Source organism: Arthrobacter sp. NicSoilB8, assembly GCF_019977355.1.
In the GTDB taxonomy this organism is placed as follows: Bacteria; Actinomycetota; Actinomycetes; order Actinomycetales; family Micrococcaceae; genus Arthrobacter.
Genome location: NZ_AP024655.1, coordinates 3,582,553 through 3,597,344, shown reverse-complemented (window position 1 = coordinate 3,597,344; position 14,792 = coordinate 3,582,553). Strand labels below are relative to the sequence as shown.

Genomic DNA, 14,792 nt, shown 5'->3' with positions numbered 1-14,792 from the left:
TTCTATCACCCCGGCCGGAACCCCTTTCAGCCGAGCCGGATGATCCCGCCCGGAGTCAGTGCCGCGTCGACTTTCCGGTCAAACGACTCGGCGGGAATGCTGCCCGCGGGCAGCACCTCCGTGTCGTAGACGACGGCGGCAGTCGGCAACGCAACAGAGCTGGACTCTTCGGGGGATGCCACGGCGGACGCTACCGGGGACGCCTCAGTGGACGCGGCTGTCAGGGCGGCCAATGCCGCGAGGAACTTGTCGTAGTAGCCGCCGCCTTGCCCGATGCGGTTGCCCGAGAAATCCAGGGCTGTGGCAGGGAGGAAAATCGCGGTAGCGTCCCGCATCACTGAGGTGCCGTAGCGCTCTCCGACAGGTTCCTGGATGGGGGCGAAGCGGCTGCGGACAAACCCGGACTCCGGCGTCCAATACACCCAGCTCAGTTCCAGATGGGGTTCGCAGACCGGAAGCAGCACCCGGTGCCCGGCCCCGACCAGGGCCGACAACAGCGGCAGCGTGGGAGGCTCGGAGCCCACGCCGAGATATGCGGCGAAAGTGGCCGGGCGGCCGCCGGCCAGCCCGGATGCCCACCGGAGCCCGTGGCGGGCGATACCTCCCGCGGCTGCATCGAGTGCGGCCGGCGTGAGTGCGGCACGCCTGGCCCTGTGGCTGGAGCGTATTTCGTCTTTTGACGCCATGCTGGCCCGTTCTCCTCCTCGTGCAGCCCGCACCACACCGGCAGAGGGCCCGCGGGGCGGTGCGAATAATTACGCAATGATTGGTCCCTCCGTTAGATTAGTCGAGTGAATACACCCAACGCTTCCGTCCGCAAGGCCGTCATCCCCGCCGCGGGCCTTGGTACCAGGTTCCTTCCCGCCACGAAGGCCATGCCCAAGGAAATGCTGCCTGTCGTTGACAAACCGGCCATCCAGTACGTCGTTGAGGAAGCCGTGAATGTCGGCCTGAACGACATCCTGATGATCACGGGGCGCAACAAGCGTGCGTTGGAGGACCACTTTGACCGCGTTCCGGCGCTGGAGTCCACCTTGGAGGCGAAGGGCGACACCGCTAAGCTCGAGTCCATCCAGGCCGCCAGTAACCTCGGCGACATCCACTACGTCCGCCAGGGCGATCCGATGGGCCTCGGCCACGCTGTCCTCCGGGCCAAGCAGCACGTCGGGTACGAGCCGTTCGCGGTTCTCCTGGGCGATGACCTCATTGACGCCCGCGATGAGCTGCTGAGCACCATGATCGAAGTCCAGGCCAAGACCGGCGGGTCGGTCGTCGCGCTGATCGAGGTGGACCCGTCCCAGATCAGCGCCTACGGCTGCGCCGACGTCGAAGCAATCGGCGGCGAGGAGTACGTCCGCATCAAGCAGCTCGTGGAGAAGCCCGACGTCGAGGACGCTCCGTCGAACCTCGCCGTGATTGGCCGCTACGTGTTGCACCCGGCTGTCTTTGAAGTGCTCGAGCGCACCGCTCCCGGCCGCGGCGGAGAAATCCAGCTCACGGACGCGCTGCAGGAACTTTCGGCCGGCACCGGAGAGGGCTACGGCGTTTACGGGGTCATCTTCCGGGGCCGCCGCTACGACACCGGCGACAAGCTCAGCTACCTCAAGGCCTGTGTCCAGCTCGCCTGCGACAGCGAGGACCTCGGCCCGGGCCTGCGCGAATGGCTGCCCGGTTTCGCGTCCACCCTGGCCCCCAGCCTCGCCAAGTAACTCCCGTGGGGGGCAGTTTCACCTGGCCGGTGACCCTGGAGAGTGGCGATATTGTGTTGCGCCCGATCCGGTACCGGGACCGCAAGGAGTGGACCGAGCTTCGGTCCCGCAACTGCGAGTGGCTGGCCCCCTGGGAGGCATCAAACCCGGTCCCCGGCGGCGGTCTGCCGGATTACCGGCAGATGGTGCGGTCGCTGAAGTCCCAGGCGGCGCAGGGAACGGCGCTGCCCTTCGTGATCGCCGAATGGCGGCCCGGACACGAGAAACCGGTGATGGTCGGGCAGCTGACCGTATCCTCGATCGTGTGGGGATCGGCCATGATGGCGACTCTTGGCTATTGGGTCGACAAGGACCGGGCCGGGCGGGGGATCGCCCCCACAGCGGTGGCCATGGCAACGGATTATTGCTTCGGCACGCTCGGCCTGCACCGCATGGAGATCAACATCCGGCCGGAGAACGGACCGAGCCTGCGGGTGGTGGAGAAACTCGGGTTTCGCGACGAGGGATTCCGGCCCCGGTTCCTGCACATCAACGGTGAATGGGCAGACCACCGCACCTTTGCGCTCACGGCGGAGGAAGTGCCGGAAGGTCTTCTTGCACGGTGGTTGCGAAGCCGCCCGGCCTGAGCCCCTGATGACCGGCTGACCAGCGACAACGCCCCGGCTCCGGCCAATTGGCGTCGCGCGTGCGACACACCCCTGACAATGCGGCGCAGCGCCCCATATACCTCATACGGTTTTGAGTGTGGACTTCCCTCTTAGCAGCTCTGTGATCCTTGTCATTGCTGTTGCGCTCTGGATTGTGTGGGTGGCACCCTACGTTCTCCGGAACGGGCGCCACCAGCTGCAGCCTGCAGGAGAATTCCTGGCGGATGTCATCGACATTGAACCGGCAGACCCACAAGCGGGGAAGGTTATGAAAATGGCGGCGCACCAGGAGAAACCCATGATCAGCAACCAGCGCGAGGAACCTGCCGGCGGCACCGCAGGGCCCCGGCCGACGCCGGCGGCAAGCCCGATCGCCGCCGCTTCCCCGGCCTTCAGGATCCGCTGGGGGCGGCTGGTGGTTGCGCTGGCCGGGCTGCTCGCCTTGCTCACGGGAGTCGTGTCCGCGGGCCTTCGACTGTTCGGCATCGGGTCCGGCTGGCTCCCGGTGACCGCCCTGCTCGGCACCGTCGCGGCCGTGGCACTGCTCCGGCGCCTCGCTGTCCGCGACCGGCGGCGTAAGATGCACGCCGCGTTCCGGGCCGCCATGGGCGGTCCGGACCACCGTACCGCGCGGCCCGCAGCGCCGGAACAGGTCCGCACCGTTCCTGCCGACCGGCCCGGTGCGCGGCCGGAAAGCCCGCTCTTCGACGCCGAAGCGGACCGAGCTAGCCCGGAACCAGCGCCGGCGCCTCTCACCGCACTGGATCTCCGCCAGGCCGCCCTGGCCGAGGCCGCAGCCTCCGGAGACAAGGCAGCGGCGGCTGCCGGGCCGGTGGCACCGGCAGAGGGCACCAGCTGGGAGCCGGTTGACGTTCCCAAGCCCACCTACGTGGAAGCACCCAAGGCCGAACGCGCGGCGCCCATGCCGCTCGACCTTCCGGAGGCGCCGAAAGCTGTCGGCAAGCCGTCGCTCAAGCAGGCCTCGTCGCGGCCGGCCTCGTCCGATCCGCGGCCCGCGGACGATGCGGAGGGGAAGCCGCTCAGCAAGGCCCAGAGCGCCTTGAGCAACCTCGACGACGTCCTCCAGCGGCGCCGCGCCTGACATCTGGCACGCATTGTGCGGTCTTCGCCCCGGGCAGCCTGTAACGGCCGCCCGGGGTTTCCTTTGTCCCCGTCACGTCTCCGTCGGCGACCGCTGCGGTAGCCTCGGGTCATGACAAGGATCTGTGTAGCCGGCGGAACAGGCCAAGCAGGCAGCGAAGTGGTGCGCCGGGCCCTCGACGCCGGGCACGCCGTGGCCGTTCTCAGCCGCAATCCGCCGCCCTCCGGTTCCGCCGGCAGGATCGGGGGCGCGGAATACTTCCGCGCTGACGTGACGACGGGGGAGGGGATCGCGGCCGCCGTGGCCGGAGCCGACGTCGTGATTGACTGCCTGGAGGGGCGCTCGGGGAAGGCGCGCAAGGACTTCGCCGACGGCGGTGCGCGGCTACTGGCCGCCGCCCAGGACGCCGGCACGGCCAGGGCCGTGATGTTGTCGATCGTGAACTGCGATCGCAGCGACTATGCCTTCTACCGGTCCAAGGCGGCCAAGGAGCATGTCTACGAGCTGTCCGGGCTGGAGACGGTGGTGGTCCGGGCCACCCAGTTTCACTCGTTGCTGGCGATGATGTTCCGGGCCGGCGCGAAGGTGCGGATCGTCCCGGTGGTGCGAGGCGCCAGGTTCCAGCCCGTCTCGCCGGGAGACGTGGCCGCCATGCTTCTGGAAGCCGCCCTGGAACCGTCCCCGTTTCCTGCTGAGGGTCCGAGCCACCGCGTGCTGACCTTCGGCGGCCCCGAGGCCAAGGACATGGCCGACTTTGCCCGGGAGTGGCAACAGGCCACCGGTGCGAAGGGGCGTTTGGTGCGTTTGCCGCTGCCGGGGCCGATGGGCCGCTACCTGCGGGCGGGGCTCAACGTGGTGCCGGAGGCGCGACACGGCAACGAGACATTCCGTGGCTGGCTGGAAAACAACGCAGATAGTTTGTAGCCTAGGGACACCGGCAACGCCGTTCCGTCAGGACCGGCGTTGCTTCGGGGCTATAGCTCAGTTGGTAGAGCGCTTCGTTCGCATCGAAGAGGTCAGGAGTTCGAATCTCCTTAGCTCCACAATTGATGGGTGGGCCGGTGACGGACGGCCCTGCGGAATCTCGCCTCACGCGGCGGGCCCGTGAACCGACCGTTCCGCGGCAGCGACGCCAGCGCCGAATCCAGTGCATGCGTCCAGTGCACACGTCCAGCCCCGACATCCAGGGCAGACAAGGCCACAGACCATGAAAAGCACCACCGCGATCACCCTTGCCCTCTCGACGCTACTGCTGACCGCCGGCTGCTCCGCCTCACTGAGCCCCGAGCCGCCCGCCGACAGCCCGTCCCCCGGTCTGGCGGCTTCGCTTCCCGACCTGGATCCGGCCGAACAGGACGCGCTCCTGGCCGCGCTCGCCAAGATCAACCCCGGCCTGCAGGATGACCAGGCAGTCGACAAGGCCCGCCGTCTGTGCGGCCGCCTGCTGGGGCAATCGTCGGAGGACCAGTTGATCGCCGCCGCAAAGGCGGAGTTCAGCAGCGCCCGCGTCCAGAACGTCCCGGACGAGGACGCCCGGCGGATTCTCTCGGTGATCGGGGCCAACGGGTTCTGCCGTTAGCCTTATTAGTGACACGAGGAGAACAATGACCACCCTGAAAGAACGCCTGCACGCCGACGTCGTGAGCCACATGAAGGACCGCAACAAGGTTGCCCTCACCACCGTGCGCAACGTCCTGGGCGAGATCGAGACCCGGGAAAAATCCGGCAAGACCCCGATCGTGCTGGACGACACGCAGGTGACCTCCCTCCTGCAAAAGGAAGCGGCCAAGCGCCGCGACACGGCCCGCATCTACACTGAAGCCGGCGAAGCCGAGCGCGCCGCCGCCGAGATCGCCGAAGCCGAGGTGATCGAGGCCTACCTCCCCAAGGCACTCACGGCGGCCGAGGTCGAGGCAATCGTGGACGAGGCCATTGAGGCGCTCAAGGCCGACGGCGTCGAGCTGTCCCTGCGTCAGCTGGGGGCCGTGATGAAACCAGTCACCGCCAAGGTGGCCGGTCGTTTTGACGGCAAGGCCGTCAGCGAAATCGTGCGCAACCGTCTCGCGCAGCAATGAGCCTGATCCGGCTGCACGACGTCGGCGTCCGCTTCGAGAACACACAAATCCTCCGCGAGGCATTCTTCCGTCTGGAGCCCGGCGACCGGGTCGGCCTGATCGGCAAGAACGGCTCCGGGAAAACCACCATCCTCAAACTGGTCCTGGACCAGGTCTCCCCGGATACCGGAACGGTCACCGTGGAGCAGGGAACCAAGGTGGGGTACTTCTCCCAGTTCTCCGAACTGGACGGCGAGGTGACCATCCTTGAGGTGCTTGACGGCTTGTTCGTCGAGATCAAGGCTGCCGAGGCCGAGCTGGCGGCCATCGACGCCGCTATTGCCGCCGACCCTGCCGGCGCCGAGCTGGACCGGCTGATCCGGCGTCAGGCCGAGCTGTTTGAGGACATGGACCGTCTCGACGGGTGGGACTACACCCGCCGCATCGATACCGTCCTGACCACGCTGGGGTTCAGCGAGGCCCACCGGACATGCGCGATCGACGAACTGTCCGGGGGCTGGCGCAACCGTGCCGCCCTCGCCAAGATCCTGTTGGAGGGCCCGGACGTACTGCTCCTGGACGAACCCACCAACTACCTCGACGTGGCCGGCGTCGAATGGCTTGAAAGCTGGTTCCGCGACTACCGCGGTGCCGCGATCATCGTCTCCCACGACCGGAAGTTCCTCGACGCGGTGGTCACAAGGATCATCGAGGTGGAGAACTTTCACCTCCATGAGTACCCGGGAAATTTCGCCGAATACGTTGTCCAAAAGCAGTTCCGGCTCAAGACGCTCGAGGCGCAGTTCGTCCACGAATCCGAACTCCTGGCCTTCGAAGCCGAGGGCATCGCCGACCGCCGCGAAGCCGCCAAGGCCGCCAGCCGCGGGCTGGGGAACCAGCTGGCCAAGATCAAGAAGGCGCGCACGCCCCGGCCCGTCGACCAGATCGTCACGGAGATCTACGGCGGCCTGCACGTGAAGGATGTCCTCTGCCGGGTGGACAGGCTGGGCAAGACCTATGGCGAAAAAGTGCTCTTCGAGGACCTGAGCTTCGAGGTCCGCCGCGGCAACAGGATTGTGGTCTTGGGCTCCAACGGCAGCGGCAAGTCCACCCTGTTGAAGGTTCTGGCCGGCGAGGAGCCGGCAGATTGCGGTGATGTGGTCTGGGCCAAGGGGCCCGGCTTTGTTTCGTACAACAAAATGCTGGAAGAGCTCGACGACGCCGATACCGTTTCGCACGCGGTCAACGCGCTGCCGGACAGCCTGGCCTTCAGCGCCACGAAGAAGTCCGTCAACAGGTTCCTCGCGATGTTCCAGTTCTCCGAGGCCGACCTCAAACAGAAGATCGGGAACCTCTCGGGCGGACAGAAAGCACGCGTCGCCATGGCTCAGTGCCTGCTCTCGGGAGCCTCGGTGCTGCTTCTGGACGAACCCACCAACCACCTCGACATGTCCAGCACCCAGGTGATGGAGCGGGCGCTGCTGCACTTCCCGGGGGCGGTGGTCGTGGTCAGCCACGACCGCTTCTTCAGCGAGAAGATTGCGAACCGGCAGCTGGTCTTTGGCAGCGACGGCTCGGAACCCGGAGAAATCGACGTCCGGGCCGCTTAACGGAACATGGAGATGAACGCGGGCGCAACGTTGGCTCAGCATTGGCACAAGATGTGCCAGATGCAGGCGAACGGCCGGGAAGTGCCGGGTTCCTCCCGGTAACGTGGCGGTGGCTGCCGATGGGGGACGGCGGTGGTCTCACTCTCCGCGTTGAAAGGAATCTCCCATGGCAGGAATCTTCGGCTGGCTTGGTGCGCTGGGCACCACCGGCAAAGCAGTGGTAGTGGCATCCGTCGTCGTCACCGGCGGGGCAGGAGCGGCAGCCGCTACCGTCACCTCCGGTCTCCCGGCAGACCCGACGTCGAGCACGACGTCGACCAGCCCTGAGACGTCTGAGCCGGCTGACCCGATCGAGACGGAGACGCCGGCAGCTGACGATCAGGAATCCGCCGAGCCTGCCGATCCGGCCGGGTCGGAGACCCCGGAAGCCGAGGACCAGACGTCCGGCGATACCGAGTCCGGCGACCAGGAGTCCGCCGATCCGGCAGGGTCGGAGACCCCGGAGGCCGAGGATCAGACGGCCGACGGCCAGACAGCCGACGACCAGGGCACGTCCCAGGGCTTGGATGAGCAGGGGTCGAGTGCTCCGGCCCCGGCTACTCCCGATGTGCCGGTTCCCGCCACGCCCGAGGCGCCGGCCGCCCCGGCATCGGATGCTCCCTCGGCGCCCGCCGAAGACGATGGTCAGGATTCGGCCGAGGCGCCGGAATCCGAGGGGTCCCACGAAGGGACCGGCAACAGCGGATGGGCGCACCAGAACGCTGAAGATCACCGCGCCGCTGGCCAGGCCAACGCCTCCGAACACCGCGGCGACGTCGAGGACCGGGGCGATCACGCCGGCAAGTCCGGCGGGCACCGCGCCGCCGGCCAAGCACACGACTCCGAACACCGGCACGACGATTAGCCCGAACAGCACTGAAACGGCGGCCCGGACCAGTGGTCCGGGCCGCCGTTGTCTGGTCGCCGCCGTCTGGCCGCCGTCGTGACGGCGCAAAGCGCCGCGGCGGGAAACGCCGCGGCGGACCGGCAGCCGCGTAGGAGCCCGGGCCGCGGGATAATGGATGTATGACCGACCAGCAGCAGGACCGCGACCCGTGGGAAGAGTTTGACAGCCTCAAGCCCGCTGGCCCGGACCGCGTTGCCGGCTACCCCGGAGGGGAACCTCAAGGCTTTGGTTTCCGGACGGGCGTCCGCAGCGCCCGGGTTGCCTTTGGCTTTGCCGTCTACTCACTGGCGCTCGGAAGCATTCTGGTCCTCACCGGGGCCATCGTCTTCATCGCCAGCGGGAAGTGGCTCCTGCTCGGGCTCATGGTGCTGATAGAGGTGGTCTTTATCCTGGCCTTCCGCCGGCTCGTGGCCCAGGCCCGGAACCGGCGCTCATCCGGCTAGAGCCAGCCCTTCTTCTTGAAGATCGCGTACATGAGCGCCGCCGTGCCGGCCATGAGCGCGACTGCCATCGGATAGCCCAACGTCCAGTGCAGCTCCGGCATGTGGTCGAAGTTCATGCCGTAGAGTCCGGCCACGAAGGTCGGTGCGAAGAAGATGGCGGCCCAGGAGGAGATCTTTTTGACCTGCTCATTCTGTTCGGCGCTGGCCTCGTTCTGGCGGTTGGCGGTGAGGGTCCCGTCCAGGGTGAGCGCGTTCTGCAGCAGGTCGCGGAATGAATCGGCGCGGGAAATCAGCCGCTCCACATGGTCCTCGACGTCGCGGAGGCTGTGCTGCAGTTCGATGTCCACCTGGTACTTCTCGAAGCCGCGCCGGAGCTGTTGCATCATTGCCGGGAGGGGATGAATGGCGCGCTGGAAATGGATGACCTCGCGGGCGAGTTCGTAGATGCGCCGGGACACCAGCGGGTCGCCGCTGAAGAGCTGGTCCTCGATCTCGTCGATGTCGTTTTCCAGCCCGGCCACCACGGGGCTGTAATCATCCACCACTTGGTCCATGAGGGCATACAGGACGGCCTCGGGGCCGTGGGACAGCAGGTCCGGGCGGCGCTCGAGCCGGCGCCGGACCTGGCCCACCACCCCCGTCTCGGCGTGCCGGACAGTGACCACGAAATTCCGGCCCGTGAAGACGTGCAGCTCGCCGAACTCCACTGTCTCGGTTTCATCCAGATAGCGGGCGGGGCGGAGCACGGTGAACAGGTTGTCGTCGTAGCGTTCCAGTTTGGGGCGCTGATGGGCTGAAATTGCGTCCTCCACCGCCAGCGCGTGCAGGCCGAATTCCGCCGCGACGGCAGCCATTTCGTCCGGCGTGGGCCGGTAGAGGCCAATCCAGGCCATGCCGCCGTGCTCGTTCAGGGCCTCGAAGGTCTGTTCAAGGTTTCGCGGCTCGACTCTGCGGATGCCGTCAACGTAGACGGCGTTGTCGATGATAGTCACCGGGACATTATCCAGTGTTCGCCTGATGTTCGGCGGAACCGGCCCGGCGCGATGCGGTCCGGCCGGGGGCGAGCGAGTTGCCCTGGGCAAGCCGGCTGATGAGCGGCTCGGTGCGGTAGGGGATATGGGTATGCAGAGCCAGCACTGTTTCAGTGCGGATGACCCCCTTGATCCGAAGGATCGACCGGAGGGCCGCCTGGAGGTTGTGGGTATCCGTCGCCACGACGCGGCACCAGACGTCGCCGCGTCCGGAGATCTCATGGACTTCCAGGACCTGGGCGATCAGGCGCAGGGCCCCCACGACGCCGTCGAGCTCCCGGTGGTTGACCTCGATCGTCACGAACGCCACGACGTCGTAACCCACCGCCTCCAGATCAATTTCGCGGCCGCCGTCGTGCAGTATGCCCGAGCGCAGCATGCGCCGCACGCGTGACTGGGCGGTGTTCCGTGCGATGCCCAGGGCATCACTCAGCTCGCCGATCTGGATCCGCGGATCCCGGATCAACTCCAGCAGGATCTTGAGGTCGGTGGGGTCCAGACTGTTCAAATCATCACTCCGGTTCACTTCAGCAGCCCTAGAATGACTGTTTTGCTCAATTTTGACACAGAACTTGCCCATGCAGATCACTGGTATTGCATTCTGTAGATACCAATCTTCGACCGGGCCGGGCGCTTCCCCCACAACAGGGAAAGCCAGGCCCTGCACTTTGCAAGGGCACGCCCATGACTGTCTTGAGTGAACTCCGCATGCGACCGGCCACAGCTGACCGCCGGGGCTGGGACGCGTCCACCACCGCGCGTCTCGTGATGGCCGGAGTCGTGATCTTCACATTGCTCGTCGGCGCGAATCTGGCGACGCCGTTGTACCCCCTGCTGCAGGCAAAACTCGGGATTACGGCGCTTGACGTTACGGTGGCGTTCTCGGCCTATGTCCTGGCGCTCGTTGCCACCCTGGTGCTGGCCGGCCACTGGTCCGACCACATCGGGCGCCGTGCCGCCCTGGTGCTGGCGGTTCTGGTGGGCCTGGCCGGCGGCTTCGTCTTCGCCACCGCGGACAGCCTCGTGGCACTCTCCGCCGGGCGCGCGCTGCAGGGCGTCGCCGTGGCGCTCGCCACCGGCGCCAGCTCGGCGGCCCTGCGCGAACTCCTGCCCAGCCGGCCGGAGTGGGCCTCCCGGTTCACGCTGCTGGCCTCGGCCGGGGGAGTGGCCGCCGGCCCTGCGATCGGCGGAATGCTCTCGCTACTGCCCGGCCCGACCTCGACGCCGTACTACCTGCACTCGGTGGTCCTCGCGGCCGTGCTGGTGCCGCTCTACCTGCTCAAGGCCAGGCCCGCCATCAGCCTGCATGCCGGTCCGCAGCCGCTGCGCGTCCTGGCGCCGCGGCGGCCGTCCGTCTCCAGTGACGCTCGCGGCGCCTTCTGGCTGGCCTCGTCCGTAGGCTTCCTGAGCTTCACGGTCTTTGGCTTCTGCCTCTCGCTCGCGCCCGGCTATTTTGCCCAGATTGTCCACGCCGATTCGCGGCCGCTGATCGGCCTGCTGGCCGGGCTGACGCTGGGCTCCTCGGCCCTGAGCCAGCTGCTGGCCGTCCGGGGACGGTTTGCCGTGCCTGCCGGCCTGGCGGTCCTGGGCGTCTCAGTCCTGCTGATCGCCGGGGCCGCCGCCTGGGGCAGCCCGTGGCTGCTGATTCTGGCCAGCATCGCGGCCGGCGTCGGACAGGGCGTGGCCTTCCGGACCGTCTTCAACGATGTCGCCGGCAAGGTGGAGGCAGCCCGGCACGCCCAGATCATCAGCACCGTCTACGTCATCACGTACCTCGGCAGCGCCCTTCCGGTGATCGGGCTGGGGCTGGCGGCCGGCATCGTCGGGCTGCAGGCCGCCGTCGCAGGTTTCGTCACGGTCTGTGCCGCCGCCGCGCTGACCCTCGCGGCCATTACGTTGCGGACCGCGCTGCGCCGCCGGGCCTGACCTGGCGCCGGGCCTGATCTGCTGCCGGGCCTTGTAGGCGAAACCGCCGACTGAGACCGCCGGAACCCGCCTGGTGAGCCAGCGGCCGATTATGCAGGGCCCGGTTGGCAAGCGGAATCTTTACGGCAGCGGGCCGTGGTTGCCCTGGATGTGATCGAAGACCAGTGTGGTTTCCGTGTGGCCCACCACGGGGTCGGTGGCCAGATTGTCCAGTACCCAGTCGCGGAGGTCCTCGGTGGTTGCCACGGCGATGTGAAGCAGGTAGTCCACCGACCCGGAGGTATGGAAAGTGGAGAGCACTGCCGGGAGCTTGGGGACCCGGGCGGTGAACCGGTCGATCTGCTCGCGGTCGTGGGCCCGGAGCCGGACGGCGATGAGGGCCTGGACGGAGCGGCCGATCGCGGAAAGGCTCAGTTTCGCCTCGAAGCCTTCGATGATGCCGCGTTCTGACAAGGCACGGGTGCGCATCAGCGCCGTCGACGGGGCGATCCCCACGAGCTCTGCCAGCTGTTTGTTCGAGATCCGGGCATCCGCGACGAGGGCCGCGAGCAGGCGCTCGTCGATCGCGTCCAGCGGCTCGCTGGTTCCCGGCCGAACATTCTTCGCACTGCTGCTCACGGATCCTCCTTGTGGTGTTGTCAGTTCATCATAAACGGCACAATCCGACCGTTCCATTCAGGACCCCTACAAAACCTCGAATTATTGCCAGATACTTGCGGAATTCAATGGCGAATATTCGTAAGGAGTTAGGGTGCTCTCTCAAGATTCACTGGCGGTACACGCAGGCCGGGACGGGCTCACGGAACTGGGGGTTCACGCGGTGCCCATCGACCTGTCCACGACCGCGCCCCTTCCCTCCGTGCACGACGGCGGGCTGGCCTACGAGCACATGGCCACCGGGGGACCGCACGTGGCAGGCCAAAGCACTGTCTATCAGCGGCTGTGGAATCCGACCGTGGCACGCTTTGAGGAGGGCGTCGCCGTACTGGAAGGGGCCCCCGAGTCGGTTGCCTTTGCCACCGGAATGGCGGCGCTGAGCGCAGTGCTTCTCGCCGTGGTGGCGGCGGGCAAGAAGCATGTCGTGGCTGTGCGGCCCCTGTACGGCGGCAGCGACTACTTGCTCGCCTCAGGTGTCCTGGGCAACGAGGTCACCTTCACGACGCCGGAGGGCCTCCGCGGGGCCCTCCGGCCGGATACGGGCCTCGTGATCCTGGAAACGCCGGCCAACCCGACCCTGGAGCTCGTCGACATCGCCCAGGTGGCTGCCGACGCCGACGGCGTGCCCCTTTTGGTGGACAACACGTTCGCCAGCCCGGTGTTGCAGCAGCCATTCAAATACGGTGCCGCCATGGTGCTGCACAGCGCCACGAAGTTCCTGGGCGGCCACGGCGACGCCATGGGCGGCGTGGTGGCCACGGCCCCGGAATGGGCGGTGCGCCTGCGCCAGATCCGGGCCGTGACCGGCGGAATCCTGACCCCCTGGCCGGCCTATCTGCTGCACCGCGGGCTCGCGACACTCCCCGTTCGGGTCCGCGCGCAACAGGCCACCGCAGAAAAGGTTGCGGTTGCGCTGGCCGGGCACGGGCTCGTGAAACGGGTCTTCTACCCCGGACTGGCCGAATGCGATCCGCAAGGCCTCATCGGCACGCAGATGTCCGGGCCCGGATCGCTCATGGCCTTCGAGCTCGCCAGCGCCGAGCACGCCGAACGGATCCCCGCCGCCGTCGGCATGATCACGCACGCCGTTTCCCTCGGCGGGATCGACACCCTCATCCAGCACCCGGCCGGACTTACCCACCGGCCGGTCGAAGCCTCGGCCAAGCCGCACGCGAGCCTGCTGCGGATCTCGGTGGGGCTGGAGGATCCGGCCGATATCGTCGCCGATCTCGTGCAGGCGATCGAGGCCACCCGGTAGTCCGCGGGCCCGGTGCTCAGCGGCGTCCTTTGGCTCTGGGGGCGGCGGCCGGGGTGGATTCCGCTGCGGTTCCGGCTGCGACTGCGGTTCCGGTTCCGGTTGCGGGCGCCGACGCCGGATGCGCGACGGCGGTGATCACCGCCGTCGCGCCGGCCAGCCCGATGACCGTCAGGGCAAGGGCCGTCCAGCCCAGTCCCTGGAAGACCAGACCGCCGGCCCAGCCGAGCACGCTGGAACCGAGGTAATAGGCGAGGTTGTACAGCGAGGCGGCCTGCGCCCGGCCTGTCGTGGCGATCAGCCCGGTCCAGCCCGAACCGATGCTGTGTGCCGCGAAGAAACCGCCGGTGAACAGCAGCAGTCCCGTCAGGATCAGGACCAGCAGCTGTGTCAGCGTCAAGGCCAGGCCGCCCGCCATCAGTACGGTGCCGGCGAGCAGCACGGTCCGCCGGCCGAACCGCAACGTCAGTCCTGCCGCCCAGCGCGCCGAGACCGTGCCGGAAAGGTAGGCCAGGAAGATCAGGCTGATCGTGGTGGCGGGCAGGCTGAAGGGCTCCCCGGAGAGCCGGAATCCGAGGTAGTTGTACACGGCCACGAAGCCGCCCATCAGCAGGAACGCCTGGACGTACAGGGCCAGCAGCCGGGGATTGCGGGTATGGCCGGACAGCGTCCGCAGGCCCGCGCGGAAGCCGCCCGCCGCCGCTGCCGTGAACCCCCGCGCCCGCGGCACAAGCACGAGGAACAGCAGCGCCGCAGCGGTGGCCAGCACGGAGACGGCCAGGGCCGCGGCACGCCAACCCCACAGTTCGCCAGCCGGTCCGGCGACGAGCCGGCCGGCCAGCCCGCCCAGGGTGGTCCCGGCGACATAGCTTCCGGCTGCGAGTGCGGCGTGGGCCCTGTCGACTTCCTCGTTAAGGTACGCGATCGCGATCGCCGGGATGCCGCCCAAAGCCATGCCCTCCAGCATCCGCAGGCACAGCAGCATGGGGAAGCTGTACGCCAGGGGGACCAGCAGACCCAGGACCGTGGCCGCCGATATGCCCCACATCATCGCCCTGACGCGGCCGATCCTGTCGGCCAGGAAGGACCACGGGAGCACCGTCACGGCCAGGCCCACGGTCGCCAGCGAGATCGTCAGCGCCGCCTCGGCGGCGGAAACCTTCAGATCCGCCGCCAGGATGGGCAGCACTGCCTGGGTGGAGTAAAGCTGGGCGAAGGTTGCGACGCCGGCAAAGGCGAGCCCAGCGAGGATCCGGCGGTAGGCCTCGGACCCTTTCGGATGGCCCGCCCACACGGCAGCCCTGACTGCAGGACCGGCTGCAGGAACGGACACGGGACCGGGACCGGGGTCTACGGGCATGGAAGAGCGTGGCATGCCCTCAGGGTAGAACCCGCCGAGGAATGCTTCCAAT

Annotated in this window: 16 protein-coding genes and 1 tRNA gene; 12 read left to right on the top strand and 5 right to left on the bottom strand. The window is 67.6% G+C overall.

What is annotated here, in order from left to right; all coding sequences use genetic code 11:
• Positions 1 to 26: 26 nt before the first annotated feature.
• Entirely contained in the window at positions 27 to 686 is a 660-nt protein-coding gene (locus LDO15_RS16185; protein WP_223980109.1) for a 5-formyltetrahydrofolate cyclo-ligase, read from the bottom strand.
• Between the two features lie 105 nt (positions 687 to 791).
• On the opposite strand from LDO15_RS16185, the gene galU reads away from it, so the two are divergent.
• The 10 genes from galU (at position 792) to LDO15_RS16135 (ending at position 8,511) form a co-directional block, all read left to right on the top strand.
• Positions 792 to 1,709: a UTP--glucose-1-phosphate uridylyltransferase GalU gene (gene galU / locus LDO15_RS16180; protein ID WP_223980108.1), complete on the top strand. Its 918-nt coding sequence runs from the start codon at positions 792 to 794 to the stop codon at positions 1,707 to 1,709.
• 5 nt (positions 1,710 to 1,714) lie between these two features.
• Positions 1,715 to 2,335, top strand: coding sequence for a GNAT family protein (locus LDO15_RS16175; RefSeq protein ID WP_223980106.1), 621 nt, complete (start codon positions 1,715 to 1,717; stop codon positions 2,333 to 2,335).
• 319 nt (positions 2,336 to 2,654) lie between these two features.
• Complete coding sequence (locus LDO15_RS16170) at positions 2,655 to 3,458, top strand: hypothetical protein (RefSeq protein WP_346655964.1); 804 nt, start codon at positions 2,655 to 2,657, stop codon at positions 3,456 to 3,458.
• A gap of 111 nt (positions 3,459 to 3,569) precedes the next feature.
• The gene (locus LDO15_RS16165) at positions 3,570 to 4,382 is read left to right on the top strand and encodes an NAD(P)H-binding protein (RefSeq protein ID WP_223980104.1); all 813 of its coding nucleotides are present in this window, start codon (positions 3,570 to 3,572) and stop codon (positions 4,380 to 4,382) included.
• Positions 4,383 to 4,428: 46 nt separating this feature from the next.
• Positions 4,429 to 4,501 (top strand) — tRNA-Ala (locus LDO15_RS16160).
• A 164-nt stretch (positions 4,502 to 4,665) separates the two neighbouring features.
• On the top strand, positions 4,666 to 5,037 hold the full coding sequence (locus LDO15_RS16155; RefSeq protein ID WP_223980102.1) for a hypothetical protein: 372 nt from the start codon (positions 4,666 to 4,668) through the stop codon (positions 5,035 to 5,037).
• A 25-nt stretch (positions 5,038 to 5,062) separates the two neighbouring features.
• On the top strand, positions 5,063 to 5,533 hold the full coding sequence (locus LDO15_RS16150; RefSeq protein ID WP_223980101.1) for a GatB/YqeY domain-containing protein: 471 nt from the start codon (positions 5,063 to 5,065) through the stop codon (positions 5,531 to 5,533).
• A complete protein-coding gene (locus LDO15_RS16145) occupies positions 5,530 to 7,122 on the top strand; it encodes an ABC-F family ATP-binding cassette domain-containing protein (RefSeq protein ID WP_223980100.1) in 1,593 nt (530 codons plus the stop codon). The genes LDO15_RS16150 and LDO15_RS16145 overlap by 4 nt, the downstream gene beginning before the upstream one ends.
• A gap of 166 nt (positions 7,123 to 7,288) precedes the next feature.
• Complete coding sequence (locus LDO15_RS16140; protein ID WP_223980099.1) at positions 7,289 to 8,026, top strand: hypothetical protein; 738 nt, start codon at positions 7,289 to 7,291, stop codon at positions 8,024 to 8,026.
• Positions 8,027 to 8,187: 161 nt separating this feature from the next.
• Complete coding sequence (locus tag LDO15_RS16135; RefSeq protein ID WP_223980098.1) at positions 8,188 to 8,511, top strand: hypothetical protein; 324 nt, start codon at positions 8,188 to 8,190, stop codon at positions 8,509 to 8,511.
• Here the strand turns inward: LDO15_RS16135 and corA are convergent.
• A complete protein-coding gene (gene corA / locus LDO15_RS16130) occupies positions 8,508 to 9,503 on the bottom strand; it encodes a magnesium/cobalt transporter CorA (RefSeq protein ID WP_223980097.1) in 996 nt (331 codons plus the stop codon). The two genes, LDO15_RS16135 and corA, sit on opposite strands and share 4 nt — an antisense overlap.
• A 7-nt stretch (positions 9,504 to 9,510) precedes the next feature.
• Positions 9,511 to 10,050 carry an Lrp/AsnC family transcriptional regulator gene (locus LDO15_RS16125; RefSeq protein WP_223980096.1) on the bottom strand — a complete coding sequence of 180 codons (540 nt, stop codon included), beginning with the start codon at positions 10,048 to 10,050 and terminating at the stop codon, positions 9,511 to 9,513.
• 176 nt (positions 10,051 to 10,226) lie between these two features.
• Here LDO15_RS16125 and LDO15_RS16120 point away from each other — a divergent pair, with 176 nt between their 5' ends.
• Positions 10,227 to 11,468, top strand: coding sequence for an MFS transporter (locus tag LDO15_RS16120; RefSeq protein ID WP_223980094.1), 1,242 nt, complete (start codon positions 10,227 to 10,229; stop codon positions 11,466 to 11,468).
• 120 nt (positions 11,469 to 11,588) lie between these two features.
• Here the strand turns inward: LDO15_RS16120 and LDO15_RS16115 are convergent, their stop codons facing one another.
• Positions 11,589 to 12,086: an Lrp/AsnC family transcriptional regulator gene (locus LDO15_RS16115; protein ID WP_223980092.1), complete on the bottom strand. Its 498-nt coding sequence runs from the start codon at positions 12,084 to 12,086 to the stop codon at positions 11,589 to 11,591.
• 133 nt (positions 12,087 to 12,219) lie between these two features.
• On the opposite strand from LDO15_RS16115, the gene LDO15_RS16110 reads away from it, so the two are divergent.
• Positions 12,220 to 13,383 carry a PLP-dependent aspartate aminotransferase family protein gene (locus LDO15_RS16110; protein ID WP_223980090.1) on the top strand — a complete coding sequence of 388 codons (1,164 nt, stop codon included), beginning with the start codon at positions 12,220 to 12,222 and terminating at the stop codon, positions 13,381 to 13,383.
• Positions 13,384 to 13,399: 16 nt separating this feature from the next.
• On the opposite strand, the gene LDO15_RS16105 is transcribed toward LDO15_RS16110, so the two are convergent.
• On the bottom strand, positions 13,400 to 14,755 hold the full coding sequence (locus LDO15_RS16105) for an MFS transporter (protein WP_223980088.1): 1,356 nt from the start codon (positions 14,753 to 14,755) through the stop codon (positions 13,400 to 13,402).
• Between the last annotated feature and the right edge of the window lie 37 nt (positions 14,756 to 14,792).